Raw genomic sequence first — 25,308 nt, 5'->3', positions numbered from 1 at the left:
GTCTCTACGCTCGGCCCGTGGACTGGGACCTGCGGACGTGCGCCCACCGCGGGCACGAGACCTACGCGCCGACCGAACCGGACCTGCGCGAGCGGGTCCGCGTCCGGACGCCGGCCGGGGAGGCCTGGCGGTGCCTGCGGTGCGCCACGTTCGTCGTCGGGCCGCCGCGCGGCGAGGGCCCGGCGGATCGCGCGCCGGAGGTGCCGCGCGGCCGCGCGCTGCGCGACCGCAGGATCCTGCGGCTCATCGCCGTCGAACGCTGGCTGCGGACCGTCGGGCTGCTGCTGCTGGCCGTGCTGGTGCTGGTGTTCCGGCACCGGCGCACGGACCTGCACCGGTCGTTCCTCGAGGACTTCCCGTTGCTGCGGCCGTTCGCCCGCCAGATCGGCTGGAACATCCAGGACTCGCACATCGTCCGGTGGATCGACGACGCCTTCTCGCTCACCCCGACGACGCTGGTCTGGGTGTCCGTCGGCCTGGTCGCCTACGCGGCCCTGCAGGCCGTCGAGGGCGCCGGTCTGTGGCTGGCCCGACGCTGGGGCGAGTACCTGTCGGTGGTGGCCACCGCGGTGTTCCTGCCGCTGGAGATGTACGAGCTGACCGAGCGGGTCACCGCGCTCCGGGTGGTCCTGTTCCTGCTGAACCTGGCGGTCGTGGTGTGGCTGGTCGCCTCCAAGCGGCTCTTCGGGGTGCGTGGCGGTGCGGCGGCCCAGCAGGCGCTGCACCGCTCGGAAAGCCTGCTGACCGTCGAGCGGGCGGCGGCGGGCGGCCCACCCTCGGATCCGGCCGGCGGCGCCACGACGTCGACGCCCGGGTCGCTGTCCGGGACAGGAGCCGCACGGTGAGCTGCACCGTGAGCTGCACGGTTCGGGTCGACCGCCCGGCGGCCGGCCCCGCGGATCAGTCCGCCGCCCAGGCCGGGGTCGGGCCGGAGTGCAGCACGCCGAGCCGCTGCGTCGCCCGGGTGATCGCGACGTAGACGTCGCTGCGGCCGCGCCGCGAGCCGCGCTCGATGGCATCCGGGTCGACGAGCAGGACCACGTCGAACTCCAGGCCCTTGGCCTCGGCCACGGTCAGCACGTCGACCCGCTCCCGCGCCGCCCGGTCCAGGCCGGCGGCCACGGCCGCCGCAGCGGCCGCTCGGAGACCCGGCGGCACCAGCACCGCCAGCCGCCCCTCCGCGGACTGCGCGAGCTCCTCGGCCGCCGACTGCGCGGCCACCGCGGTGAGCTTCTCCGCCGGGACCCGGCGGAACCACGGCCGGACGCCGGTCCGGCGGACCGCGGTCGGGGCCCGCAGCCCGGGGTCGATCCGGCGGAGCACCCGCTCGGCCAGGTCCGAGATCTCGCCGGGGGTGCGGTAGTTCACCGTCAGCTCCGCCAGCCGCCACCGGTCCCCGACGTGCGGCCGGAGAGCCCTGGCCCAGGACCGCGCGGCGGCCGGGTCGGACGCCTGCGCGGTGTCGCCGACCAGGGTCATCGACCGGAGCGGGCAGCGACGCATCACCGCACGCCACGCCATCGGCGAGAGCTCCTGCGCCTCGTCGACCACGACGTGGCCGTAGGTCCACTCCCGGTCGGTCGCCGCCCGCTCGGCCGTGGAGGTCAGCGCCACCCGGTCCGCCTGCAGCGCCAGCAGGGTCGCCGCGTCGACGATGCCGCCGGTCCCGTCGGACGCCGTGTCGCCGGCGGCCTCGGCGTCCTCGTGCGCCTCCTCGCCGGCGAGCATGTCCAGCACGGTCTCGGCGTAGTCCCGCGCCGCGCCGTCGTCGGCCGGTCCGGGACCGCGGTCCGCCGGGAGCGGCCCGAGCAGCTCGGCGGCCTCGTCGAGCAGCGGCACGTCGGACACGGTGAACGGCGCGGACGCCGGACGCAGCAGCGCGGCCCGCTGCCGCTCCTGCAGGTCGGGTGCGGCGAACGCCAGTCGCCGCGGATCGGAGAGCAGATCCCGCAGCAACGCCGCCGGGGTGAGCAGCGGCCAGAGCGGGGCGAGCGCGCGGTGCACGGCCTCGTCCTCCCGCAAGGCCGTCACCGTGTCCGCCGCGTCCTCCGCGGTCCACGGCAGCTCCGCGCCGAGCCCGCGACGGTGCCGCGCGGCGACCTGCCGGGCGAGGTCGTTGAACACCACCCGTAGGAACGAGGCCCGGGCGCGGTTGTGCGGGGCCCGCCCGCCCCAGGCCCGCCGCTGCGCCCGGGCCAGCAGCTCCGGCGACAGCTCGAGCCGGCCCTGCGCCGACGGCACCGGCACCGGCACCCGCGGCATGCGCTGCCGGTCCAGCACCGCGTTCGCGATCACGCCCGCCATCTGGGCACGGCCCTTGACGGCGGCGACCTCCGGCTCGTCGACCGCCTCGGCGCGGACGCCGGGCACCAGCTCGCCGAGGGTGCTCAGCACGACGGCGTTCTCGCCGAGCGAGGGCAGCACCTGGCCGATGTACTCCAGGAAGGTCCGGTTCGGCCCGATGATCAGGACGCCGCGGTTGGCCAGCTGGTCCCGGTGGTTGTACAGCAGGTACGCCACCCGGTGCAGCGCCACGGCGGTCTTGCCCGTGCCGGGACCGCCCTGGACGACCAGCACGCCGGACCGGTCGGCGCGGATGATGGCGTCCTGCTCGCCCTGGATGGTCTCGACGATGTCGGCCATCCGGCCGGTGCGCGGCGCGTTCAGGGCGGCCAGCAGCGCCGACTCACCGGCCGGGGAGTCCGCCCTGGCCACGTCCGCGGTCTCGACGCCCAGGCGGGCCAGCAGTTCGGGGCGGACGTCCAGGTACTCGTCGGTCACCGCGCCGACGACCCGCCGGCGCACCCGCAGGTGCCGGCGGCGCACCAGACCCAGCGGATCGGCGGCGGTGGCGACGTAGAACGGCCGGGCCGAAGGCGCCCGCCAGTCCATCAGGAGCTGCCGGTCACCCGGCCCTTCCTCGAAGATGCCCAGCCGGCCGATGTGCACCGACTCGCCCGCCGCCGTGTCGAGCCGGCCGAAGCAGAGCCGGTCCTCGGCGAGCACCAGCGACTGCAGGGTGGCCGCGTGGTGCGCGTAGGCGATGTCGCGCTGGACCCGGCCGCCCGGGGTGCCGTCGCTGTCCCGCAGGTACGCGTCGCGCAGCGACGTGGTCTGGTCGCGCATCTGGTCGAGGCGCCGGTACAGCGTGCTGACGAACTGCTGTTCCTCCCTCAGGTCACGGTCGGACAGCGTGATCAACCCCCGGGATGTCGACAGGACGGAGCGGCCATCAAGCGTACGTGGCCGCGGCGCCGGCGGGTGGCGGTCGGCACCGGACGGCACCGGACGGCACCGGACGGCACCGGACGGCACCGACCGCTGACGGCACCGACCGGCGCTCGACCGGACCGGCCGGCGGTCGGCGGCCGGTCAGTTCGCGGTATACGGCAGCCGGGTGAACTCGACCGCGGGGCGCATGGCCAGGCCGCGGATCATCGCCGTCTCCCGCCGCAGCACGACCAGCTCGGCCCGCAACCGCCCGGCGGTGTCCGGGCTGGCCAGCAGCTGCTGCTTGTCCGGCAGGTCGAGCACCATCGCCGCGGCCACCGCGTAGGACAGCACCAGCGGGTCCGGCGGCAGCCGCAGCCCCGCGGCGTCGCCCGGGACGCCGCGGGCGTGCAGCAGGGCGTCCCGGTACCGGGCGAACGCCTGGCGCACCAGCTCGGCCAGCTCGCCGACCGACCTGCCGGGTGCCGGGTCCTCGCCGGGATCGCGGCCCGCTGCGGGGGCCGCCCGGTCGTCGTCCGACAGCATCCGGACGACCCCCGTCCGCACGTCGCCGAACTCCGTGTCGACCAGGTGGAAGCGCTGCACGCCGACGGCGAGGACGTCGTACCGGCCGGCCGCCCGGGGCGAGACGTCCCGGAGCAACGCCGAGCAGCCGACGTCGTGCAGGGCCGAGACACCGTCCGCGCCGACCTCGCGGCCCTGCCGGATGGCCACCACCCCGAAGACCCGCCGGTCCTCCGGCAGTTCCAGCAACGCGGTGATCAGCGCCAGGTAGCGCGGCTCGAACACGTGCAGCGGCAACGGCTCGCCCGGGAACAGCACCGTCCCGAGCGGGAAGAGCGGCAACCGCAGCAGGTCCACGCGGCGACTCTACGCAGGTCGCCGTGGGCGCGGGGCCCTCGATCCGCCGTTGTCGGTGGCCTGCCCTACGGTCTGCTTGCATGGACCCCACGACCACCACCGCCCTGCTCGACCCGGTGCTGTCCGACCTGGCAGTCGTCGTCGACGGCATCCCGCCGTCGGCCGACCGGCGGCCGACACCGTGCACGGATCTCGACGTGGCGGCGCTGCGTCACCACGTGCTCAGCTGGCTGACGGTCTTCGCCGACGGCTACGCCGACCCGGACGGACGGGCGCCGGTCGGGCAGGAGCCGGCGGACGACCGGACGGGCGCCACCGTCCAGGACGCCGCGCGCCGGCTGCACGACGCGGTGTCCGGCGGAGCCGCGGACCGCCCGCTGTACCTCGGCGAGAGCGGGATGCCCGGGGACATGGCGCTGTCCATGATCCTCTGGGAGTACCTGGTCCACGGGTGGGACCTCGCGGTGGCCACCGGCCAGCCGTGGACGCCGGCGGACGACGCCTGCGTCGCCGCGCTCGACTTCGCGCCCGGCATGCTCACCCCGGACTACCAGGGGCCCGGCAAGACGTTCGGTCCACGGGTGCCGGTCCCGGACGATGCGCCGCCGCTGGACCGCCTGCTGGGTCTCTCCGGGCGGGACCCGGGGTGGAGGCCTGCCGGTGGCTGACCACCGGATCGTCGACGGCGTCGTGGGCAGCGCGCCGGTCGGGGACGCGCGGGCGCCCGCGCCGCCGCCCGGCGGCGTCGCACCGGCGGCCGGAGCCGGCGACGCCGGGTGGGCGCTCGCCGTTCGCGCCGCCCGTCCGGACGACATCCCGGCACTGACGGCGCTCTACAACCACTACGTCCGCACGAGCGAGGCCACCTTCGACCTCGACGAGTGGTCCGAGGCGCAGCGCGCCGAGTGGTTCTCGCACTACGGCACGGCGGGGCCGCACCGTCTGCTGGTGGCCGAGGCGCCGGACGGCGGCCTGCTGGGGTATGCGAGCAGCAGCCCCTTCCGGCCGCGGGCCGGCTACCGCACCTCGGTGGAGGTGTCGGTCTACGTCGACCCGGGCGGCCAGGGTCGGGGCGTCGGCCGGGCCCTGTACCGGGAGCTCTTCGACCTGCTGGACGGCCAGCCGCTGCACCGTGCCTACGCGGGTGTCGCGCTGCCCAACCCGGCGTCGCTGGCCCTGCACCACGGGTTCGGGTTCCGCGGCATCGGCACCTTCACCGAGGTCGGCAGCAAGTTCGGCCGCTACATCGACGTCGCCTGGCTGGAACTGGACCTCGAGAGGCGGCGGAGCGGACGGGGAGGGCCGGTGCCGGACCCGTCCGGCTGACCATGGCGCCGTGCCGACGGCCCGCGCGCGACGGACGACGGCGCCGGACGGACGACGGCGCTGCACGGCCGACCGCGCCGCACCGGCGGCGCCGGCCAGGCGCACCCGGCGCAGAGGCTGCGGTCTCAGCCCTGTCCGGCCGGCGAGATGTTCACCAACCAGTTGACGCCCCAGCGGTCGGTGCACATCCCGAACCAGTCGCCCCAGGGCGCCTGCTCCAGCGGCATGGTCACGGTCGCCCCGTCGGACAGCTTCTCCCAGTACCCGCGGAGCTCCGCCTCGTCGTCCCCACTGAGCGACACGGAGAAGTTGTCGCCGGGGTTGTAGTCCATCCGGTTTGGCGTGTCCGCCGCCATCAGCACGAAGCCGCTGTCGGTGACCAGCATCCCGTGCATGATCTTGTCCGCCTCGGCGGGGTCGTCGCTGGCGTGCATGTCCGCGAACCGGCTCAGGGTCAGCTCCCCGCCGAACACCGACCGGTAGAACTCCATGGCCTGCCGGGCGGTGTCCCGGAAGCCCAGGTAGGGGTTGAGGCGGCTGGTCATGGCTGCTCCTGTCGGTGTGTGCGGATCCCCGCGGCGATCCTCCGACCGGTCCCCGCCGGCCACAACTCGAGCCGGAGCGCCGCCCCTGGCCCGTCCCGCCCCGGTCGGACCGGTGCGACCGTGACCGGCGAGCGGCGACCGACCCGCCGGCGACGACAGGTCGCCAGGTCGACAGGGGCGACGGGTCGTGCCCGCTCCGGGTGCCCGCGGACTGCCCGCTCCCGACGACACGGGCGACGGGGCAGACGGGCAGACGGGGCCGACAGTCGACGGCGCGTCCGTGCCCACACCCGGTGACCGCCGGCGGTTCACCCCGCCCCGGCGCCGGGAACCGGTCGACCGTCCACCCGGCCGGTCGCTCCGGTCCGCCGCCCAGCAGGGAGACCCGCGTGCCGCCGACCGACCCGACCGCCGCCCGGACCGGCCGATCCGTCCTCGCCGGCGTGCTCGTCGGCGTCGGTGTCGCCGCCTTCCTCGACGAGACCGTCTTCCACCAGTTGTTGCACTGGCACCACTTCTACGACCGGTCGACGCCCGAGGTGGGCCTGGTCTCCGACGGGCTGTTCCACGCCGGCGGCTGGATCGCCGTCGTCGCCGGGCTGTTCCTCTTCGCCGACCTGCAGCGGCGCCGCGCCACGGTGCCGGAGCGGGTGTGGGGCGGCGGGCTGCTCGGCTGGGGCGCGTTCCAGGTCTACGACGGGCTGGTGCAGCACAAGGTGCTCGGCCTGCACCAGATCCGGTACGGCGTCGACCTGACCGCGTACGACGTGGCCTGGAACGTCAGCGGAGCGGTCGGCGTGGTCGTCGGCATCGCGCTGCTGCTCGGGCGGGCGCGCCCGGTGGCGCCGCGGCCGTCCACGCACGACCGGGGCGCCTGACCCGGTGACCGGACAGCTGGCCGGCGCGTGGTGGGTGACGGCCGTCGCCGCGGTCGCCGCCGGGTACGCCGCCGCGGTCCGTCGGCTGGGGCTGCGCGGCGTGGTCTGGCCGCGGGGCCGGCAGTGGGCGGCGGCCGGTGCAGCGGTCCTCGCCGGCGCGGCGTTCCTGGTCCCGCACGGCGACGTGCGCGGCGTCGTGGTGGCCCATCTGGTGCTGTCCGGTCTCGTCCCGCTGTGCGTGGCACTGGCGGCCCCGGTCACGCTGGTGCTGCGCTCGTGCGGTCCCGCGGGGCGGCGGCGGTTGCTCGGGGTGCTGCACGGCCGGGTGATCCGACTGCTGTCTTGCGGTCCCGTCGTGCTGGTGCTCCAGGTGGGCGGGACCGCGGCGTACTTCCTGACCCCGCTGTACGGATGGACCCAGCGGCTGCCCGCGCCCGGCGTGCTCGTCCACCTGCACATGCTGTGGCCGGGTGCCTGTTCGCCTGGTACCTGACCGGTGTCGACCCCGCCCCGCGCCGGCCTGGTGCGGCCGTGCGGCTCGCGGTGCTGGTCGCCGCCGCCGCCGCGCACGACGTGGTGGCCAAGCTGGCGTGGGCCCGGTCGCTGCCGGCCGGCGCCGGGTCGCCGGAACAGCTGCGCACCGCCGCCGAGCTCCTCTACTACGGCGGCACCGCGGTCGAGGCGTTGGTCGCCGGCGCCGTCATGGCCCGGTGGTACGCCCGGTCCGGACGCGACCTGCGCCGGGCCGAGGCCCGCGCCGCCCGGGTGCCCGCCGGGCGGGCGGTGGCAGCGTCCCGGGCGAGGTCCCAGGCGGCGGCCCGTGGCGGCCGGACCCGGGTCACAACCTAGGGTCTGCGGCGTGCAGACGATGCGTGCCCTCGTGCTCACCGGCCCGGACGCCGCGGAGGTGCAGCGGGTCCCGGTGCCCGAGGCGGGTCCGGGGCAGGTCGTCGTGGACGTGCACCGGGTCGGCGTCTGCGGCACCGACGTCGCCTCCTACCGCGGCACCATGCCGCACCTGGTCAGCGGTGCCGCCTGGTACCCGCTGCGGCCGGGGCACGAGTGGGCCGGGACCGTGGCCTCGATCGGCGACGGCGTCGGACCGGAGTGGCTCGGCCGCCGCGTCACCGGGGACACCATGCTCGGCTGCGGGCACTGCGACCGCTGCCGCCGCGGCCTGCAGCACGTGTGCGCCCACCGGTACGAGGTCGGCGTGCTGGGTGGCTGGGACGGGGCGGTGGCCGAACAGGTGCTGGTGCCGGCCAGCAGCCTGCAGCGGCTCCCGGACCGGGTGTCGGACACGGCCGGCGCCATGGTGGAACCGGCGGGCAACGCCGCCCGGGCGGTGCTGTCCTCGGGCGACCTCACCGGCGCCCGGGTCGCCGTGGTGGGTCCCGGCACCATCGGCCTCCTCGCCGCGGCGTTCGCCGTGGCCGGGGGAGCGGAGGTCCACGTGTTCGGCCGGTCCTCGGCCGGACTACGGCTGGCCGCGGGTCTCGGCGTCGCGTCGACCGGGGGGCTGGCCCACGCGCAGGACTCGGCGTACCAGCTCGTCGTCGACACGTCGAGCGGACCCGAGGTGCCGGCCCGGGCCCTGGAGATCGTCGAACCCGGCGGCACCGTCGTGCTGATCGGGCTGTCCGGGAGCCCGAGCACCGTCGACACCCGGGAGGCGGTGTTCAAGGACGTGACCGTGCGCGGTCAGCTGTCGGGATCGCCCGTCATGGCCCGCACGGTGGCCGCCTTCGCCGACGGCTCGGTCGACCCCGAACCGCTCGTCGGCGCCACCGTGCCGCTGGACCGCGCGGCCGACGTGCTGGCGGGCTGGCGTCCCGACGACGCCGGGGCCGGCCCGAAGATCCACATCGACCCGCGGCGCTGACCGGTCGGACCCGTGGCGTTCCGGCTCTCGCCGCCGGGGACGCCGTGCACCGCCGTGCTCACCGCCCGACGGATCCCGGCGGTGCCGGTGGTCGCCAGGCCGGGTCCCGGCCGATCAGGCCGAGCAGCCGGTCCTGCACCCCGGCGTCGGCCGGGACCGCGACCGGCGGCCCGTACTGACCGGACGCGTACAGCACGTCGGCCAGGGGCTCCATCCCGGCCAGCAGGTCGGCGCACACCTCGGGGTCGAGCCGGTCGTCCAGGCCGCCGGCCCTGGCCAGGTCCCAGCTGTGCAGGAAGACGTCGGACGTGTAGAACCGGTCGACCGCCTCGGCCACCGGAAGCTCGCCGAGGTAGGGGTTGGTCAGCAACCGGGCCCCCGCGACGGCGTCGTCGAGCACCTCCTGCACCTGCGTCGACAGCACCTGCCACGCGCCGGCCGGGTCGTCCTCCGCGGACGGCCCCGGCCGCAGCCGGATCCCGGCGCCGCTGTCCAGCAGACCGGGCAGCCACCCGGCCAGGTGACCGACGACGTCCCGGGCCTGCCACTCGCGCACCGGGCTGGGCGCGTCCCAGTCCGTGGTGGCCAGGACCAGGGTGGTGAACCGGCCCGCCACCGCGCGGTGGCGCTCGGCCGGGTCGTCAGGCAGGGACATCGCCGAGCAGCGCGTCGAGCTTGGCGTACCCCTGGTCGACGCCGACCTCCATGCCGCTGCGCAGCCAGGCGTCCCGGCCCTCGAAGCTGTCCACCAGCGACTGGGCGTGCAGCCGGGTGCGCCCGTCGCCGAGGTCCTCGAACACCAGGGTCTCCAGCGCCACCCCGTCCGGCTCGCCGTCGAAGGTGAAGGTCTGCACGATGCGGTCCGGCCGGATCTCGTGGAAGCAGCCGTGGAACCCGAACTCGCCGCCGTGACCCTCGGCGACGTAGCGCCAGCTGCCGCCGGAGCGGGCGTCCCAGTGCACGATGCGGGTCCGCATCCCGTCGGGGCCGACCCAGCGGGCGAAGAGTTCTGGGTCGGTGTGCGCCCGCAGCAGCTGTGCCGGGGTCGCCGCGAAGTCCCGGGTGATGCGGACGACGGGAAGGTCGGGGTCGGCCTCGATGCGGGCCTCGGTGTGGGTCCGGGTGGACGGGCTGGTGGTCATGTCGGGCTCCCGGTCGGAAGGTCGGGACGGACGTCGTCGGGCATCGCCGCGAGGATCGCGTCGAGCCGCCGGTACCGCTGCTCCGCCTGCCGGCGGTACCGCTCGATCCACTTCGTCATCAGGTCGAAGACCTCGGCCTCCAGGTGCACGGGTCGGCGCGGCGAGCCGGTGCCGCGGCTGACGACCCCGGCGCCCTGCAGGACCTTGAGGTGCTTGGACACCGCCTGCACCGAGACGTCGTAGCCGGCGGCCAGCTGACCGACGGTGGCGTCGCCCTCCGTCAGCCGCGCCACCATGTCGCGGCGGATGGGATCCGCCAGAGCCGCCAACACCCTCGACAACTGGTCGGTCACCGCACTCCTCAACCTGGTGGTTGATGACGAGGATGCCGCCGTGCATCGCTGATGTCAACCTGTCGGTTGACGAGATCTCGGTCGTCGGTGCGACGGCGTCGGGAACGGTCGCCTCACGATCGTCCTACATCCCAGTCGTACTATCCCGTCGGTAGTGAAAGGCTGACGACCGCGGCGCGGGTCGGCGGCATCCGGTGGAGGGAGCGACGGTTGACTTGCGCAGCACGGACGGCAGGCGCGGGGCGGCGGACGACCGCCGGAGCGGACGGGTTCCGGTGAGCGATCTCGGCTCGTCCGGGCTCGGCTACGGGGAAGCCGTGGCGATCGGTGCCCTGCAGGGACTCACCGAGCTGTTCCCGGTGTCCAGCCTTGGCCATTCGGTCCTCGTCCCCGCCCTCGTCGGCGGTCGTTGGGCCACCGACCTCGACGTCTCCCGGCCCGAGTCGCCGTACCTGGCGTTCATCGTCGGGCTGCACGTGGCGACCGCTGCCGCGCTGGTGCTGTTCTTCTGGCGGGACTGGGTGCGGATCCTCGCCGGGCTGGTCACCTCGCTGCGGCACCGCCGGATCCGCTCCGACGCCGAGCGGCTGGCGTGGCTGCTCGTCGCTGCGACCGTGCCGGTCGGCGTGGCCGGCCTGCTGCTCGAGCACCTGTTCCGCACGGTGCTCGGCCGGCCGGTGCCCGCGGCGGCGTTCCTCGTCGCCAACGGCGGGGTGCTGCTGCTCGGCGAGCGTCTGCGGCGACGGGACCCGGGTCTCCGCGTGGCCGACGGCGTCGCGGGCGGGCAAGCGGGCGTGGATGCGGGCGTCGATGCGGGCGTCGATGCGGGCGTCGATGCGGGCGCGGATGCGGGCGTGGATGCGGGCGTGGATGCGACTGCCTCCCGGGCCGGTGCCGCATCCGCCGAGCGGCGCGGGAGCGCGGGAGCGGTCCGGGTCCCGGTCGATCCCGCGGAGGTCCCGGCCGGCGGCCCGGAGGGCCGGGCGCTGGACGCGGCCGCCGATCTCCGGCTCGCGCGGCTCGGGCTGCCGACGGTCCTGTGGATCGGCTGCGCCCAGATCCTCGCGCTGCTGCCGGGCATCAGCCGGTCCGGCGCCACGATGGTCGCCGGACTGGCCCGCGGCCTCTCGCACCGGGACGCCGCCCGCTTCTCGTTCCTGCTGGCGACGCCGGTCATCCTGGCCGCCGGCGTGCTGAAGCTCCCCGACCTGTTCGGTCCGCTGGGTGCCGGCATCGGCGGACCGGTCGCCGCGGGCAGCGTGGCGTCCTTCGTCTGCGCCTACGCGGCCGTGCGCTTCCTGGACCGCTGGTTCCGCACCCGCACCCTGGTGCCGTTCGCCGTCTACTGCCTCCTGGCCGGCGCCGCCGCGCTGGTGGTGCTCGCCGTGCGCTGACCCCCGACCGGCGCCGACCGCGACGGGCGCCCGGCTGGCGGGTGCTCCGGCGGCTCAGCCCCGGGACAGCCCCAGCACGTACGCCGCCTGGCCGACGTGCTGCAGGTCGTCGGACAGCACGCTGACCAGCCGGGCGCCGAGGGTGACCGGCGGGTCCCAGTCCTCGTCGACCACCCGGTCGAGGTCGTCCTCGGCCAGGCCGCGCAGGTATCCGGCCGTGGCCTCGGCCACCGCGTCGTGGTACCCGGCCAGCAGGTCCGCCGACACCTGCACGGCGGCCACCTCGTCCGCCGACTGCCCGTAGCCGGTGGCCGAGTCGGCGAAGGGCAGCTGGAACCGGCCGGCCCAGCCGTCGCGGGTCCAGACCTGCTGCACGCCGGCGACGTCCGCGACATGGTCGTCCTGCACGCGGGTCAGGTGCCACACCAGCCAGGCCGGGGTGTTCGCGTCGGCGCCGGGCCGGTGGGTCAGCGCCGCGGCGTCCGCCCCGTCGAGGACCCCGTGCACCTCCTCCCGGATGCGGCCGAATGCGTCCAGGAGCAGCTCGACGGCGTTCATGGGTCCCCCCGATCGATGGCGGCGCGGACCGGTCGACCCGCCCGCCCAGCCTCGCAGGTCCCCTCCTGCGGCGGCGCCGGGGTGGTGGGCACCGACGCACCGCCCCGGGTCCGGCCGGCATCGGCGCGGCTGCCCGCCGCGGTGCGGCGTGCCGTCGCCCCGGCGCTCCCAGCGCTCACAGCGCTCCAGAGCTGCGGCGCTGCAGCGCTCACTGGCCGGGGCGGGGTGGGGTTGTCCCTACCCCCACGACGGTGGCCCACCGGATGGTCCGGGGACCGGCGTCCCGACAGGCTCGTCGCATGACATCGCCGACCACGCACCCCGCCCGTCCCGTCCACCCGGCCGTGTCGGTGCCGCTGTCCGCCACGACCCGGCAGGTCCGGCCCGTCGCCGCGGATCGGTCCGAGCTGCCCGGCCCGGTGACCGCCTCCGCCTACGTGCTGCTCACGCTGCCGGTGGGTGTCGTCGCCTTCGTCGTGACCGTCCTGCTGTTCACCGCCGGTGTCGCCTCGGCCGCCGTGTGGCTCGGGTTGCCGCTGCTGGTGCTGGGCCTGTCGGCCACCCGCGGTCTGGCGCGGCTGGAACGGGTCCGCGCCGCCACCGTACTCGGCCGCCGCGTCGGGTCGCCGTACCGGGCGGCCCCGCCCGGCAGCGCCGCCCGGCGCTGGTGGTCCCGCGCCACCGACCCGGCCACCTGGCGTGACCTGCTCTACCTCGCGGTCCTGCTGCTGCCGCTGGGTATCGCCGAGTTCACGGCGGTCGTGACGGTGTGGTCCGTCGGCCTGTCCCTGCTGGTGCTGCCCGTCTGGTACCGCTTCCTGCCCGAGGGCGGCGTGCACCTCGGTCCGGACGGGACGACGTTCCACTGGCTCACCGTCGACTCCGCGTGGTCGGCGCTGCCGTGGTCCTGTGCGGGGCTGCTGGTGGTGGCCCTGGCCGTCCGCGGTACGCCCCTGCTCGCGGTCGCGCACGCCCGGCTGGCGGCGGCCCTGCTGGGACGGCGGCCGTGAACGTCGGCGTGCCGCTGTTCGTCGCACCGGCGGACCGTCCGCGACACAATCGGGCCGTGCGCGTCCCCGACCCGGTCGTCACCGCGGCGGCGGTGCCGCGGCCCGGAGGTGTCCGGGCCGCGGCGTTCCTGCTGCTGAGCCTGCCGCTGCGGATCGCCGGGTTCGTCCTGCTGCTGACCGGCACGGTCGTCGGCGTCGCCACCACCGTCGTCTGGGTCGGCATCCCGGTCCTGGTCGCCACCACCGCGGCGACCCTGGCACTGGCCAGGACGGAGCGGCGCTGGGTGCGGCGGTTGCTCGGCACGCCGCTGGCCGAGCCCGCGCCCGAGCCGCCGGCGGCCGGCGTGCTCCGCCGGTGGCGCGACCGGGTCACGGATCCGGCGACCTGGCGGGCCGCGGCCTACGTCCTCGTCGGCTTCCCGCTGGGCGTCGTCGAGTTCGTCCTGGCCGCCCTGGGCGTCGTGCTGGTCCCGATCGCCGTGTGGGTGCTGCCGTGGGTGGCGTGGTTGCACTCGCACCTGGCGCTGGCGCTGCTGGGTCCGAGCCGGGCCGACCGGATGCAGCGGCGGGCCGAGCGGTTGCAGACGGCCAGGGCCCGCGGCGTCGAGGCCGCGGAGGCCGAACGGCGCCGCATCGAGCGGGACCTGCACGACGGCGCCCAGCAGCGGCTGGTCGCCGTGGCCGTGAACCTGGGCCGGGCGCGGGCGAAGTTCGACACGGACCCGGCGGCCGCCCGCGGCCTGGTGGGCGAGGCGCACACCGACGCCAAGCTGGCCGTCGCCGAGCTGCGCGACCTGGCCCGCGGCATCTTCCCCGCGGTGCTGGCCGACCGCGGGCTCGACGCCGCCCTGTCCTCGCTGGCCGCCCGCTCGCCGGTGCCGGTGCACGTCGACGTCGCCCTCGACCCGCGGCCGCCGGCCGCGGTGGACACCACGGCGTACTTCATCGTCGGCGAGGCGCTGACCAACGTGGCCAAGCACTCCGGAGCGCTGTCGGCGCAGGTGCGGGTCTGGCGCACCGACGACCGGGTGGTCGTGGAGGTGACCGACGACGGCCACGGCGGTGCGGCGGTCCGGCCCGGCGGCGGCCTCGCCGGCCTCGCCGACCGGGCCGCCACCATCGACGGGGCGCTGACCGTGGTGAGCCCGTCCGGCGGGCCGACCGTGGTGCGGGCCGACCTGCCGTGCACGTGGTGACGGGGGGCGGCCGGTGCGGGTGGTGATCGCCGAGGACGCGGTCCTGATCCGTGCCGGGGTGGAACGGCTGCTGGCCGACGACGGGATCGAGACCGTGGCGGCCGTCGGGGACGGCGACGCGCTCGTCGACGCGGTCGTCGCCCACCGGCCGGACCTGGCCGTCGTGGACGTCCGGATGGCGCCGACCTTCACCGACGAGGGACTGCGCGCGGCGCTGCGGGCCCGCACCGAGGTGCCGGGGCTGCCCGTGCTCGTGCTGTCGCAGTACGTCGAGGAGAGCTACGCCCTGGACCTGCTGTCCTCGGGCAGCGGGGGAGTGGGCTACCTGCTCAAGGAGCGGGTGGCCGACGTGGCGGACTTCCTGGACGCCGTGCGCCGGGTGGCCCGTGGCGGCACGGCGATCGACCCGGAGGTCATCGCGCAGCTGATGGCCCGCGGACGGAGGTCACCGGTGGGCGACCTGACGCCCCGGGAGACCGAGGTGCTGGCCTTGATGGCCGAGGGGCTGTCGAACCTGGCCATCGGCACCCGGCTGGTGGTCTCGCCGGGCGCCGTCGAGAAGCACATCGGCAACATCTTCGGCAAGCTCGCGCTGGAGCCCTCCGCGGACGAGCACCGGCGGGTCCGCGCCGTGCTGACCTATCTGCGCCGCTGAGCGGCGCGCCGCCGGCAGCGCGGCAAGGCCGCCGGCTCGCGACACCCGCGGAACTGCGACCCCCGCAACAATCCGGTCGCGGCGGAGCGCGACGCTGGGCAGACTCGCGGCCCGTGCCGGTGACCCGCCACCCCTACCGCCGCGCCGACGGAGAGCACGTCGGCTTCCTCGACCTGGTCGCCGACGGCAGCGCCGTCCCGGTGACCCTGCTGGGCAGCCCGCTCGCCGACGCGCGGCCCCGGGCCGAGGCCGAGGACATGCTCGACCGGCAGGGGTTGTCGGTCCTGGCGGCCCGGTGGTGGTGCCTGCTGCCGGCGGTGATCGACCGCGGTGTCGCGCTGGACGTGCGTCGCCCGGCGCCCGGCTGGACGTGGCGGCCCGTACTGCTGGTCGAGGTGCGCCCGTCGGAGGTCCTGGTGCGTCCGGACCCGGCCGACGCCGAGCGCGCCGCCGTGGTCGTCGTTCCGAACCCGGTGGCGGACCTGCTGCGGCGGGAGCAGCCCTGACCGTCCCCGTATCGTCGCTGCGGTGCAGGAGTCCGCGGCCGAGGGGGTGTGGGACGTCGTCGTGGTCGGCGCCGGGCCGGCCGGCTGCGCCGCTGCGGCGGCGGCCGTGACGGCCCGTCCGGGCGCCCGCGTGCTGCTGCTGGACCGGGCCGGGTTCCCGCGCGACAAGGTCTGCGGCGACGGCGTCGCGGACGAGGTGTTCGACGTGCTGGCCGGTGTCGGCTTCGACGTCGCAGCGCTGACCGCCGGCTTCCCGCCGGTGCACCGGTTGCAATTGACCTCGCCGGGCGGCGCCGTGGCCGGCGGCCGGCTGGGCCGTCCGGCCCACGTCGTCCCGCGGCAGGTGCTGGACGCCCGGTTGGTCGCGGATGTGCTGGGCCGCGGCATCCCGCTGCGCCGCCACCGGGTCCGCTCGCTCGAGGTGAGCGGCGACGGCGTGCTCGTGGACGGCAGCCTGCGCGCCCGCGTGGTGATCGGGGCGGACGGCGCGGAGTCCGTGGTGCGCCGGCTCGCCGGGGTCCCGGCCAACCGCCCGGACCAGGTGGCCGTCGCAATCCGCGGCTACGCCCCGGTGCCCGCCGACCGGCGGGACGTCCAGGTGATCACCATGTCGCGCCGCCGGTGGCCGGCCTATGCCTGGTCGTTCCCGCTCGGCGACGGCCGGGCCAACGTCGGGTACGGCCACCTGCTGCACGGTCCGCCGGTCGGGCGGGCGGACCTGCTCGCCGAGCTCGACCGGTTGCTGCCCGGCGCGGCCGACGGCATCACCGACGTCCGCGGCCACCGCCTGCCCTTGTCCACCGGCCGGCCGGCCGTGCGGGAGGGACGGGTCCTGCTCGCCGGGGATGCCCAGTCGTTGATCAACCCGCTGACCGGCGAGGGCATCTACTACGCCGTGCTGTCCGGGGTGCTCGCCGGGCGCGCTGCGGTGCACGGCCCGGCGGCCGGGCGGCTGTACCGACGGTCCGTGCGCTCGGCGCTGTCCCGCCACCTGCGGCACACCGACGTGGCCGCCGCCCTGGGCCGGCGGCCGTGGGTGATCGACGCGGGCGTCGCCGCCGCCGCCCGGGACGAGCGCGCCTTCGACGACCTGGTCGACCTGGGCCTGACGGACGGACTGCTCACGGCGCGGACCCTGCGCGGGTTGGTGTCGGCCCGCTTCCGCTGATCCCGCGGCCGCAAGCCCGGTCCTGCAGCGCGGTCGCCCGTCCGGTCGGCGGTACGTCCTGCTCGCCCTGCGGTCGACGGCGCCCGACCCCGCCGCCCGGAGCCGGTGCGGCCCGAACGGGCCGTCGGACGGCGCCGGTCAGGACCGCCCCACGGGTCACGCGGACCGCCGCAGCGGCGTCACCTCGTCGTCCTGCAGTGCGGGGTCGGCGGCGGGGTGCTCGACCAGCGCGATCACCCGGCCGGCGAGGAACCGAGCCGTCCGGACCGCGGTGCCGCCGCGGGTCAGCTCGGTCACCTCGACCAGGCCCCGCCCGTGGCGCACGTCGACCCTGCGGCCGGCGCGCGTCGCCTCGACCTCGAATGTCCGGGTGCTGCCACCCGCGTCCACGACGATCTCCACCCGATCACCCTTCACGGTTCCTCCTTGCCTTCTTTGTTCTCCGCCTGGTGCAACGCCGCAGGTCAGAGCGGTATTTCCGGGTCAGGAACCGGTCCGGCGGCCGGTCGTGGCGGTGGTCGGTGCCGTCTCCTACGGTGTGGCCATGGTCCCGACGATGTCCCGTGCCGAGGCGCTCGCCGAGCGGCTGGCCGCCACCGGGCTCGACGGCGTGCCGCGGGACGTGGCGGAGGTGCCGGCGCTGGATCTCGGGGTGCAGGACACCGGGCCGGACGGTGCCCGGTGGGCGCTGGCCCAGCGCGGAGCGGACGTCGACCTCGCCGACCCGCGGCTGGCCACGGTGTGGACCGTGCGCGGCGCCCCGCACGTCTACCGCCGCGCCGACCTGGCCGGGGTGGCCGCCGCCACGCAACCGTTCTCCGACGCCGACGCGGGCAAGCGGATCTACGACGCGGCGAAGCCGCTCAAGGCGGCGGGCATCGGCATCCTCGAGGCGCTGGACACCATCGCCGGCGAGATGCGGGCCGTCACCGGCGAGCCGACCGTCAAGGGCGAGGTCTCCCGCCGGCTCGCCGAGCGGCTCCCGGCCCCCTACCTGCGGCAGTGCCGCCCGTGCCGCGCGGTGCACCTGTACGAGATGCCGTTCCGGTTGGCGGCGCTGCGGGCGGCGCTGGAACTGCGCCCCGGGTCCTCGCCCCCGGTCCTGGTGCCGGTGGCCGGACTCGCGCCGGCCCGGCGGGTACCCGAGCGGCTGGACGTCGTCCGGGCGGTGCTGCGGGCTCTCGGTCCCGCCACTCCCGCGCAGGTCGCCGCCTACCTGGACGCCCGGGTGGACGAGGTCCGGGTGCGCTGGCCCACCGACGCCGTGGAGGTCGAGATCGACGGGGAGGCCCGGTGGCAGCTGCCCGGCTCACAGTCCGGCGCCGGGCCGGCCGGGCCGGTGGTCCGGCTGCTCGGGCCGTTCGACCCGTTCCTGCAGCTGCGCGACCGCGAGCTGCTGGTGCCCGACGAGCAGCGGCGCGCGGAGCTCTGGCCGGTGCTCGGCCGGCCGGGTGCCGTGCTGGTCGCGGCCGGCGGCGACGTCACGGTGGCCGGGACCTGGCGGCCACAGTTGTCCGGCCGTCGGCTCCGCGTCCGGGTGCAGCCGTGGCAACGGATCGCGGCCGCCGTCACCGCCGCGGTCGCGGAACAGGCGGAGCGGCTGGCCGCCACCCGCGGTGCCCGGCTCACCGATGTGGTGACCGAGTGACGGTGCCCGCCGGACCGGCCGGCTACGACGCCGCACTCGGCCGGCAGAAGCCGGCCAAGGGTGAGCGGGCCGCCGTGCTGCGGTATCTGGAGGACGACGAGGCGGTGCACGCCCGCCACGTCGGGTCGGCGGTCCGGGAGACCGGGCCGGAACGGGTCCTGTTCGACGGCACCGTCGTGGTGCTGGTCACCGACCGGAAGCTGGTCCTCGGCCGGGGCTCCGGTGGTATCCGGCCGCGGTGGGAGGTGATCACGCTGCCGTTCGGTCACCTCGAGCCGGACGTCTCGGTGGACAGCGGGTCCGGCGCGGCGGTACGGGTACCGGGCTCCGGCCGGCGGTCCTGGGCGGTCGACCTCCCGGACGCCGAGTCGGCCGGGCGGCTCGCCGAGGTCCTGCGTACCGCGCTGGCCGCGTACCGGCGGGAACGGATGGGCCTGACGGACTGACCCGCTGCCATCCGGCACCCCTGGACCGGCCCGCGGTAGGCCTTGCCGGGCACGATCGTGCTGCGACCGCGGACGACCTCGGCGGCTGTCAGCGCCGGGCGGACGGGCAGCCGCCCCGGTGCTCAGTGGCTGACCGTGCCCCGGGCGCTCTGCAGCGCCGGCGGCACCAGCCGCTCCGCAGCGATCGAGGTGACCAGCGAGTAGACGGCTTTGTGCAGCACGTCGACCACCTGCTCCCGCACCGGCCAGGTGCGGGGCGGCGCGCCGACACCGGTGGCGTTCTCGACCGTCTGGTCGAAGGCGAGCCGGACCACCGCGTGCGCGGCCCAGGCGCGAGGTCCCCGCAACCCCACGGCGGCCCACACACCGCCGACGGCTCCGAGCAGGGCACCGGTGCCCCAGTGCAGGGCGTGGTTCCAGCCGGGCCGGCGGTCCGCGTCACCGGCCGGGCGGCCGAGCAGCGTCCGCAACGCCCGGGCCGGGACGTAGGAATCAGGACGGTGGGTGACCGACTGCTCGACCTTCTCGCCGGCGGTCATGACGGCGACACCGGCGAGCCCGGCTACCACGCCCTTGAGGGCGGCGATCCCCAGCTGGGCCGGTCGGCGGGGCGAGTGGGTCACGGTGTCTCCGTTCCGGGTGGCGCGTCGGTGGTCCGGGACGCGGGGGACGGCGCCACCCGCACGGCGCCACCCGCACGGCGCCGCACCGTCTACGGCGCCGGCCATGCCGGCCGTGCCGGCCGCTGCGGACATCGCCCCGTCCCCGGCACGGTTCCGTGCCGGACGCCACCCGAAACCGTTCGCCGCAGCCCGGCAATCGGCACGGGGCGTCAAGCCGGGAGCCGACCGGACAGCACCGCCGCTCCCGCGCCGGTGAGGTCGGCGGCCACCGCCGCGCGCCCGCCGGCCGTCCGCGCCGCGACGCGGCCGGACGGTGGTGGGTCGATGGCCGGTCGGGGCCGGTCGCGGGGGTGCTGGTCGCTACGGTGCCGGACAGGCGCCCGCCGGTGCGCCGTCACCCGGGGAGGGCACGGTGGAGCTGCTGGTCGTCGGCGTGCTGGCCCTGCTGGCCATCGGCGGCAGCGGCATGGTCAGTGCACGGTTCGGCATCGCCGCGCCGCTGGTGCTGGTCGTCGTCGGCATCGTGGTGAGCCTGGTCCCGGTCACCCCCGAGGTCCGGGTCGACCCCGAGTGGATCCTCGCGGGCGTCCTGCCGCCCCTGCTGTACGCCGCCTCGGCCTCGCTGCCGGCGATGAACTTCCGCCGCGAGTTCGCGCCGATCGGCAGCCTGTCCGTGGTGCTCGTCGTGCTGACGTCCGTCGCCGTCGGCTTCTACCTGCACTGGGTGGTGCCCGGCCTCGCGCTGTCCTGGGGCATCGCGCTCGGCGCCATCATCAGCCCGACGGACGCCGTCGCCACCTCGATCGCCCGGCGGGTGGGCGTCTCGTCCCGGGTGATGGCCATGCTCGAGGGCGAGAGCCTGCTCAACGACGCGACCGCCCTGGTGCTGCTGCGCACCGCGATCGCGGCGGTCAGCAGCTCGTTCTCCTTCTGGACCACGGTGGGCCGGTTCGCCTGGGCGGTCGCCGCGGCGACCGTCATCGGCGTGGTGGTGAGCAGGGTCAACCTCCGCGTGCGCGCCCGGACCTCCGACGCCACGGTGAACACGGTGCTCTCGTTCACCGTGCCGTTCCTGGCATCGGTGCCCGCCCAAGCCGTCGGGGCGTCCGGGTTGGTGGCCGCCGTGGCCGCCGGCATCGTCACCGGTCGGCGGGGGCCGCGCCTGCTGTCGCCGCTGCACCGGTTGTCCGACACGCAGAACTGGCGGACCGTCGAGCTGGTCCTCGAGGGTGCGGTCTTCCTCCTGATGGGGCTCGAGCTGTCGGCGGTGCTCGGCGAGGTCGGCGACGAGCGACCCGGGGTGGCCGCCGCGGTGCTGGTGGCGGGCGGAGCCCTGGTCCTGGTGCTGGCCGTGCGGGCGCTCTACGTCGCCCCGCTGGTCACCAGGCTGCGGCGGCGCGCCGAACGGCGGCGGCGCCTGCAATCCCGGTTGGCGGGCGCCGCCAGGGCGGTCGAGGATCCGCGGACCGCCGAGCTGTGGGCCGAACGCTTCGCCGCACGCGGCAGCCGGCGACGGTTCGACGTGCAGCGCTGGTCCGCCCGCGCCCGGCGGATGCTGGCCGACATCGAGTACTTCCTGCGGACGCCGCTGGGCTGGCGCGACGGCGGGGTGCTCGTCTGGGCCGGCATGCGCGGCGCGGTGACCGTGGCCGCCGCCCAGACCCTGCCGGACGACACGCCGCACCGGTCGCTGCTGGTGCTGGTGGCCTTCGCCGTGGCGACCCTGTCGCTGCTGCTGCAGGGCGGCACGCTGGCCGCCTTCGTCCGCTGGATCCGGCCGACGACGGCCGATCCGGAGGTCGGACGGACCCAGCGCGCGCAGATCCAGGCACTGCTGGACGCCGTGCCGGTCCCGGAGCCGTCGGACCGCCCGGCGCTGGCCCGGCTGGTCGCGCAGCGCAGCGCACTGCTCGACGCCCGGGACGAGGGGGCGTTCGACGCCGATGCCCTCGCCGCGGCCCTGGCCGCGGTCGACGCCCAGCAGATCGTGCTGGAGCTGCAGGACGACCCCGCCGGGTGACCGGGCGTGCGCCGTCGACCGGCGGAGCGGGCCGGGCCGGGAACCGCAGCCGACCGGGCGGGCCGGACCTCGAGCTCAGGCGCGACCGGACGAGCCGGAGCCCGGACCGACGGCCCGCAGCACCAGGTCGAGCTTGGCGCCGAAGGCGCACTCGAGCAGTTCGCGGCCGGTGTCGTCGGCCGCCTCGGGCAGGGCCAGCGTGAGCAGCGTGTTGTAGAGCATGCCGTGCGCCAGGAAGTCCACGGCGTCGGCCGCCGCGAGGCCGGCCTCGTCCCGCAGCATCCGGTAGATCTCCAGGAAGCCCGCGCGGGCCACCGGGCCGACGACGGGGTCGGCGCCGCCGAGGAAGCCCTGCATGAGCATGCGGAGGATCCCGCGGTCCTGCACCAGGTCGATGTACGCGGCGCCGAGCCGGGCCATCAGGTGGCCGTCGGGTTCCGCCGCCGGCGCGGCCAGCACCGCCCGGAAGGCGTCGAGCACCGCGTCCCGGGCACGCTCGACCGCCGCCACGTACAGCCGCTCCTTGGAGCCGAACATCCGCACGACGTACGGCTGGCTGATCCCGGCGGCGCGCGCGACCTGGTCGGTCGTGGTGCCGGCGTACCCGGAGAGGCCGAACTGCTCGATCGCGGCATCCAGGATCTGCTCGCGCCGCTGCTCGGCGGGGATGCGTCCGGACAGGCTCTCGACCACCACGCTTGACAGGTTATCAGCGGATTACTAACGTCCCAAGTAATCATCGGATTACCAACGAGAGGTCCGCATGTCCCAGCACCCACGGTCCCGACCGGTGTGGCTCGCCATCGCGGCGGCGTCCCTGCCGATGTTCATGGCCACCCTCGACAACCTCGTGGTGACGAGCGCGCTGCCGGTGATCCACGCGGATCTCGGCGCCTCCGTCACCCAGCTGCAGTGGATCACCAACGCCTACACGCTCGCCTTCGCCTCGTTGATGCTGCTCGCCGTCGACCTGGGCGACCGGTGGGGCCGGCGCACCGTGTTCGTCGCCGGCATCGCCCTATTCACCGCGGCCTCGGCCGCCTGCGCGCTCGCCGCGGACTCGACGGTGCTCGTCCTCGCCCGGGCGCTGCAGGGTGCGGGGGCGGCCGCCGTCATGCCGCTGTCACTGACCCTGGTGGCGGCGTCCGTCCCGCCGCGGCTGCGGTCGCTGGCCATCGGCATCTGGGGCGGTGTCTCGGGTCTGGGTGTGGCGGTCGGACCGCTGGTCGGCGGGGCGGTCGTCGAGGGCTGGAACTGGCAGGCGATCTTCTGGCTCAACGTCCCGGTCGGCGTGGTGGCCGTGGCGCTGGCCGCGGCCGCGCTGCCGAACGGCTTCGGTGCCAGGGTCCGCGCCGACGTCCCGGGGGCGGCACTCGCGGCGATCGGGGTGTTCGGTGTCGTCTTCGGCGTCGTCCGCGGCAACGACGCGGGCTGGACCAGTGCGCAGGTGCTCGGTTCGCTGGGCGGCGGGGCGCTGGCGCTCGGCCTGTTCCTGCTGCGGCAGCGCCGCGCCGCCGCGCCCATGCTGCCATTACGGCTGTTCCGCGACCGCAGCTTCACGGTGATCAACCTGGTCGGCGTCACCTTCTCGTTCGGCGCGTTCGGTGCCGTCTTCATCCTGGTGCAGTTCCTGCAGGTGGTGCAGCACCGCACGCCGCTGGAGGCCGGCGTGATGACGATGCCGTGGACCCTGGCGCCGATGGTGGTGGCGCCGCTGGCCGGCGTCTTCGGACCGCGCATCGGCACCCGGCTGCTGGTCGTCGCCGGATCGGTGCTGCTGGCGGCCGGGATCCTGGCGACGGCGCTGGTGATGTCCCCGGACGCGCGCTTCGCCGAGATGGTGCCGGGCTTCCTGCTGGCCGGCGTCGGGATGGGTCTGATCTTCGCCCCGTCCTCCACCGCGGTGCTGGCCACCATGCGGCCCGAGGACCACGCCAAGGCGTCCGGCACCAACGCCACGTTGCGCGAGGTGGGCGTCGCGCTGGGCGTCGCGGTGCTGACGGCGGTGTTCACCGGTGCCGGCGGGCAGCTGACGCCGGACGGGTACGTGCACGCCGCCCGCCCGGCGGTCGTGGTGGGTGCCGCCGCCGTCGCCCTGGCCGCGGTGATCGCCGTATTGCTGCCGGCCCGACGCCGCGCGGCTGCCGGAGCCACCGCGACAACGGCCGCCGGCGCGATGCCCGCGGAGCTGGTCGGGGCCTGACCCGGACGCACCGGCGGGTGCACCTGCAGGGCCGCGTCGCCCCCGTCCACCGGGGAGCGGCGCGGCCCCGCGGTGTCGTCGAGGACCGGCCCCGGCCCCCCACCGACCGGTGGCGCCGGCACGACCGGGTCGGCCCGTCCCGCGCCGGCGGCCACGGACGCGCCCCGTCCGACGTCCGGTGGCCGGCGGACTATGGTGACCGCCACGCGTGCAACCCTTCTCGTCCCGTGGTGGTCAGTGTGCGATGGGAGGCCCTGAGCCGGGCGGTCCGGCGCCGCGCCCTGCGGTGGGTGTGGCCGCTGCTGCCGGCCACCTGGTCCGAGGTCCCGCGGCGGGTGGGGTCGGCGGCGACCCAGATCGCCCGGTTGACGGCGGCGTCGGTGGTGGCCTACGTGGTCGCCGAGGCGCTGTCCCCGGGTCTGCAGGACCTCACAGCGCCGCTCACCGCTCTGCTGGTGGTGCAGGCGTCGACGGTCGGCACCCTGTACATGGGCCTGGTCCGGGTCGGCGCGGTGCTGACCGGCGTGCTGGTCGCGGTCGGGCTGGCCAGCGCCATCCGGCTGTCCTGGTGGAGCCTGGCGCTGGCGATCGCCGCGGCGCTCGTGCTGGCCAAGGTGCTGCGGCTGGGCGAGCAGTCGCTGGAGGCGCCGATCAGCGCCATGCTGATCCTGGCGGTGTCGTCCCCGGACCTGGCCGCGCAGGTCCGCGTCGCCAACACCCTGGTCGGCACCGCCGTCGGGATCGCGTTCAGCCTGCTGGTCCCGGTCGCCATCCCCAACGCCGGCGCCAGCGACGCCGTGCGCCGGATCGCCCGGTCGCAGGCAGCGCTGCTCGACGAGGTGGCGTTGACGCTGGGGGACCGGCCCCCGGACCCCGAGGAGGTCGCGGCCTGGCTGGCGTGGACGGACGACATCGACGCGGACAGCACCGCCGCGGCGTCCGCCGTCCAGGAGATCGAGGAGCGCCGGCGGCTCAATCCGCGCGCGCTGACCGTGGCGAAGGTGCACCCGGGGCTGCGCACCGCGCTGGCCCGGCTCGACCGCTGCCTGGCGGCCGAACGCGCGCTGCTTGTGGTGGTCGCCCGGCAGGGGTCGGTCGGCGACGCCGCGGCGGACCGCCCCGCGGGCACCGTGGCGGCTGACCCGGCGGACCCAGCGGACCCAGTGGAAACAGTGGACCCAGCGGACCCGGTGGACGAGGGGTCGCCCGGCGCGGACCTGCGACGTGCCTTCGCCGTCGTGCTGGACGACCTGGCGACCGGGCTGCGCACCTTCGGCGACCTGGTCGGCGCCGAGTACGGGACCGGTGGCGCCGGACGCGTGGACGAGTCCCTCGACCGCCTGCTGCAGGTGGTGCGGGAGACCCGGGCGGTGCTGGCCGAACTGATGATCGTGGACATCGATCCTCGGGAGCGGACCGACCTGTGGATCCTGCAGGGCTCGGTGCTGGCCGCCGTCGACCAGGTGCTGCGGCAGCTGGACCTGGAGCGCCCGGGCCAGCCGGGTGAGGCCTGAGGCGCCGGCGGGGAGACCGGCCCGCGTCGACGGTGGCGGCGCGGTTAGCCTGTCGATCATGTCGCCGGCAGCGCTCCCGGGGCGCCGGCCGGCCCCGGCGCCGCGGCACGGTCACCGTCCGGCGCCCCGGTCGGCGTGACCGCGCCCGC

General features: G+C 76.1%; 26 protein-coding genes and 1 pseudogene. 17 read left to right on the top strand and 10 right to left on the bottom strand.

The features are described 5' to 3' along the window. The first annotated feature begins 17 nt into the window (after positions 1-17). Complete coding sequence (locus IEY37_RS05280) at positions 18-845, top strand: DUF2127 domain-containing protein (protein WP_188940464.1); 828 nt, start codon at positions 18-20, stop codon at positions 843-845. A 55-nt stretch (positions 846-900) separates the two neighbouring features. On the opposite strand, the gene IEY37_RS05275 is transcribed toward IEY37_RS05280, so the two are convergent. Continuing rightward, positions 901-3,201 (bottom strand): HelD family protein, encoded by a 2,301-nt coding sequence (locus tag IEY37_RS05275; RefSeq protein WP_229673909.1) that lies wholly within the window; start codon positions 3,199-3,201, stop codon positions 901-903. Between the two features lie 171 nt (positions 3,202-3,372). Then, positions 3,373-4,092 (bottom strand): LON peptidase substrate-binding domain-containing protein, encoded by a 720-nt coding sequence (locus IEY37_RS05270; RefSeq protein ID WP_188940463.1) that lies wholly within the window; start codon positions 4,090-4,092, stop codon positions 3,373-3,375. A gap of 80 nt (positions 4,093-4,172) precedes the next feature. Here IEY37_RS05270 and IEY37_RS05265 point away from each other — a divergent pair, with 80 nt between their 5' ends. Further along, the gene (locus tag IEY37_RS05265; RefSeq protein WP_188940462.1) at positions 4,173-4,760 is read left to right on the top strand and encodes a TIGR03086 family metal-binding protein; all 588 of its coding nucleotides are present in this window, start codon (positions 4,173-4,175) and stop codon (positions 4,758-4,760) included. Continuing rightward, positions 4,753-5,418: a GNAT family N-acetyltransferase gene (locus IEY37_RS05260; RefSeq protein ID WP_229673908.1), complete on the top strand. Its 666-nt coding sequence runs from the start codon at positions 4,753-4,755 to the stop codon at positions 5,416-5,418. The genes IEY37_RS05265 and IEY37_RS05260 overlap by 8 nt, the downstream gene beginning before the upstream one ends. Positions 5,419-5,543: 125 nt before the next feature. Here the strand turns inward: IEY37_RS05260 and IEY37_RS05255 are convergent, their stop codons facing one another. Next, positions 5,544-5,963: a VOC family protein gene (locus IEY37_RS05255; protein WP_188940460.1), complete on the bottom strand. Its 420-nt coding sequence runs from the start codon at positions 5,961-5,963 to the stop codon at positions 5,544-5,546. Between the two features lie 389 nt (positions 5,964-6,352). Here IEY37_RS05255 and IEY37_RS05250 point away from each other — a divergent pair, with 389 nt between their 5' ends. The 3 genes and pseudogenes from IEY37_RS05250 (at position 6,353) to IEY37_RS05235 (ending at position 8,723) form a co-directional block, all read left to right on the top strand. Further along, positions 6,353-6,841, top strand: a complete 489-nt coding sequence (locus IEY37_RS05250) for a DUF2243 domain-containing protein (RefSeq protein WP_188940459.1) — start codon at positions 6,353-6,355, stop codon at positions 6,839-6,841. Between the two features lie 4 nt (positions 6,842-6,845). Next, positions 6,846-7,690 (top strand): annotated as a pseudogene (locus IEY37_RS22775) (cytochrome c oxidase assembly protein). A 19-nt stretch (positions 7,691-7,709) separates the two neighbouring features. After that, positions 7,710-8,723: a zinc-dependent alcohol dehydrogenase gene (locus IEY37_RS05235; protein ID WP_188940830.1), complete on the top strand. Its 1,014-nt coding sequence runs from the start codon at positions 7,710-7,712 to the stop codon at positions 8,721-8,723. A 58-nt stretch (positions 8,724-8,781) separates the two neighbouring features. On the opposite strand, the gene IEY37_RS05230 is transcribed toward IEY37_RS05235, so the two are convergent. From IEY37_RS05230 to IEY37_RS05220, 3 genes are read right to left on the bottom strand one after another with little or no spacing between them, the layout of a single operon-like run. Then, on the bottom strand, positions 8,782-9,378 hold the full coding sequence (locus tag IEY37_RS05230) for a maleylpyruvate isomerase family mycothiol-dependent enzyme (protein ID WP_188940456.1): 597 nt from the start codon (positions 9,376-9,378) through the stop codon (positions 8,782-8,784). Continuing rightward, positions 9,365-9,865, bottom strand: coding sequence for an SRPBCC domain-containing protein (locus tag IEY37_RS05225; protein ID WP_188940455.1), 501 nt, complete (start codon positions 9,863-9,865; stop codon positions 9,365-9,367). Before IEY37_RS05225 ends, IEY37_RS05230 begins: the two co-directional genes overlap by 14 nt. Next, positions 9,862-10,218 carry an ArsR/SmtB family transcription factor gene (locus tag IEY37_RS05220; protein ID WP_188940454.1) on the bottom strand — a complete coding sequence of 119 codons (357 nt, stop codon included), beginning with the start codon at positions 10,216-10,218 and terminating at the stop codon, positions 9,862-9,864. Before IEY37_RS05220 ends, IEY37_RS05225 begins: the two co-directional genes overlap by 4 nt. Positions 10,219-10,493: 275 nt before the next feature. Here IEY37_RS05220 and IEY37_RS05215 point away from each other — a divergent pair, with 275 nt between their 5' ends. Then, entirely contained in the window at positions 10,494-11,612 is a 1,119-nt protein-coding gene (locus IEY37_RS05215; RefSeq protein ID WP_188940453.1) for an undecaprenyl-diphosphate phosphatase, read from the top strand. A 54-nt stretch (positions 11,613-11,666) separates the two neighbouring features. On the opposite strand, the gene IEY37_RS05210 is transcribed toward IEY37_RS05215, so the two are convergent. Further along, a complete protein-coding gene (locus tag IEY37_RS05210; protein ID WP_188940452.1) occupies positions 11,667-12,170 on the bottom strand; it encodes a mycothiol transferase in 504 nt (167 codons plus the stop codon). 299 nt (positions 12,171-12,469) lie between these two features. Between IEY37_RS05210 and IEY37_RS05205 the strand changes: the two genes are divergently transcribed. The 5 genes from IEY37_RS05205 to IEY37_RS05185 all read left to right on the top strand — a co-directional run bounded on the left by IEY37_RS05205 (position 12,470) and on the right by IEY37_RS05185 (position 16,705). Beyond that, positions 12,470-13,180 (top strand): sensor domain-containing protein, encoded by a 711-nt coding sequence (locus IEY37_RS05205; RefSeq protein WP_188940451.1) that lies wholly within the window; start codon positions 12,470-12,472, stop codon positions 13,178-13,180. Positions 13,181-13,236: 56 nt separating this feature from the next. Next, positions 13,237-14,376 carry a sensor histidine kinase gene (locus IEY37_RS05200; RefSeq protein ID WP_229673906.1) on the top strand — a complete coding sequence of 380 codons (1,140 nt, stop codon included), beginning with the start codon at positions 13,237-13,239 and terminating at the stop codon, positions 14,374-14,376. Between the two features lie 13 nt (positions 14,377-14,389). After that, a complete protein-coding gene (locus tag IEY37_RS05195; protein WP_188940450.1) occupies positions 14,390-15,031 on the top strand; it encodes a response regulator transcription factor in 642 nt (213 codons plus the stop codon). A gap of 113 nt (positions 15,032-15,144) precedes the next feature. Next, positions 15,145-15,537, top strand: a complete 393-nt coding sequence (locus IEY37_RS05190) for a hypothetical protein (RefSeq protein ID WP_188940449.1) — start codon at positions 15,145-15,147, stop codon at positions 15,535-15,537. A 22-nt stretch (positions 15,538-15,559) separates the two neighbouring features. Next, positions 15,560-16,705, top strand: coding sequence for a geranylgeranyl reductase family protein (locus IEY37_RS05185; RefSeq protein WP_188940448.1), 1,146 nt, complete (start codon positions 15,560-15,562; stop codon positions 16,703-16,705). Positions 16,706-16,861: 156 nt separating this feature from the next. Here IEY37_RS05185 and IEY37_RS05180 read toward each other — a convergent pair whose 3' ends face one another. After that, on the bottom strand, positions 16,862-17,122 hold the full coding sequence (locus tag IEY37_RS05180; RefSeq protein ID WP_188940447.1) for a DUF8836 family protein: 261 nt from the start codon (positions 17,120-17,122) through the stop codon (positions 16,862-16,864). A gap of 127 nt (positions 17,123-17,249) precedes the next feature. Here IEY37_RS05180 and IEY37_RS05175 point away from each other — a divergent pair, with 127 nt between their 5' ends. After that, positions 17,250-18,353 (top strand): DNA glycosylase AlkZ-like family protein, encoded by a 1,104-nt coding sequence (locus IEY37_RS05175; RefSeq protein WP_188940446.1) that lies wholly within the window; start codon positions 17,250-17,252, stop codon positions 18,351-18,353. After that, on the top strand, positions 18,350-18,799 hold the full coding sequence (locus IEY37_RS05170) for a hypothetical protein (RefSeq protein ID WP_188940445.1): 450 nt from the start codon (positions 18,350-18,352) through the stop codon (positions 18,797-18,799). The genes IEY37_RS05175 and IEY37_RS05170 overlap by 4 nt, the downstream gene beginning before the upstream one ends. Positions 18,800-18,921: 122 nt before the next feature. Here IEY37_RS05170 and IEY37_RS05165 read toward each other — a convergent pair whose 3' ends face one another. Further along, positions 18,922-19,422 carry a hypothetical protein gene (locus tag IEY37_RS05165; RefSeq protein WP_229673902.1) on the bottom strand — a complete coding sequence of 167 codons (501 nt, stop codon included), beginning with the start codon at positions 19,420-19,422 and terminating at the stop codon, positions 18,922-18,924. A gap of 412 nt (positions 19,423-19,834) precedes the next feature. Here IEY37_RS05165 and IEY37_RS05160 point away from each other — a divergent pair, with 412 nt between their 5' ends. Continuing rightward, positions 19,835-21,442, top strand: a complete 1,608-nt coding sequence (locus tag IEY37_RS05160) for a cation:proton antiporter (RefSeq protein ID WP_188940444.1) — start codon at positions 19,835-19,837, stop codon at positions 21,440-21,442. Between the two features lie 75 nt (positions 21,443-21,517). Here IEY37_RS05160 and IEY37_RS05155 read toward each other — a convergent pair whose 3' ends face one another. Next, entirely contained in the window at positions 21,518-22,138 is a 621-nt protein-coding gene (locus tag IEY37_RS05155; RefSeq protein ID WP_188940443.1) for a TetR/AcrR family transcriptional regulator, read from the bottom strand. A 67-nt stretch (positions 22,139-22,205) separates the two neighbouring features. Here IEY37_RS05155 and IEY37_RS05150 point away from each other — a divergent pair, with 67 nt between their 5' ends. Continuing rightward, positions 22,206-23,645, top strand: a complete 1,440-nt coding sequence (locus IEY37_RS05150; protein WP_188940442.1) for an MFS transporter — start codon at positions 22,206-22,208, stop codon at positions 23,643-23,645. 230 nt (positions 23,646-23,875) lie between these two features. After that, on the top strand, positions 23,876-25,159 hold the full coding sequence (locus IEY37_RS05145; protein WP_188940441.1) for an FUSC family protein: 1,284 nt from the start codon (positions 23,876-23,878) through the stop codon (positions 25,157-25,159). Positions 25,160-25,308 lie beyond the last annotated feature (149 nt).

Origin of the sequence: Nakamurella endophytica, from assembly GCF_014646215.1 — a bacterium.
GTDB classification, from domain to species: domain Bacteria; phylum Actinomycetota; class Actinomycetes; order Mycobacteriales; family Nakamurellaceae; genus Nakamurella; species Nakamurella endophytica.
This window is presented reverse-complemented; position numbering and strand designations above follow the sequence as displayed.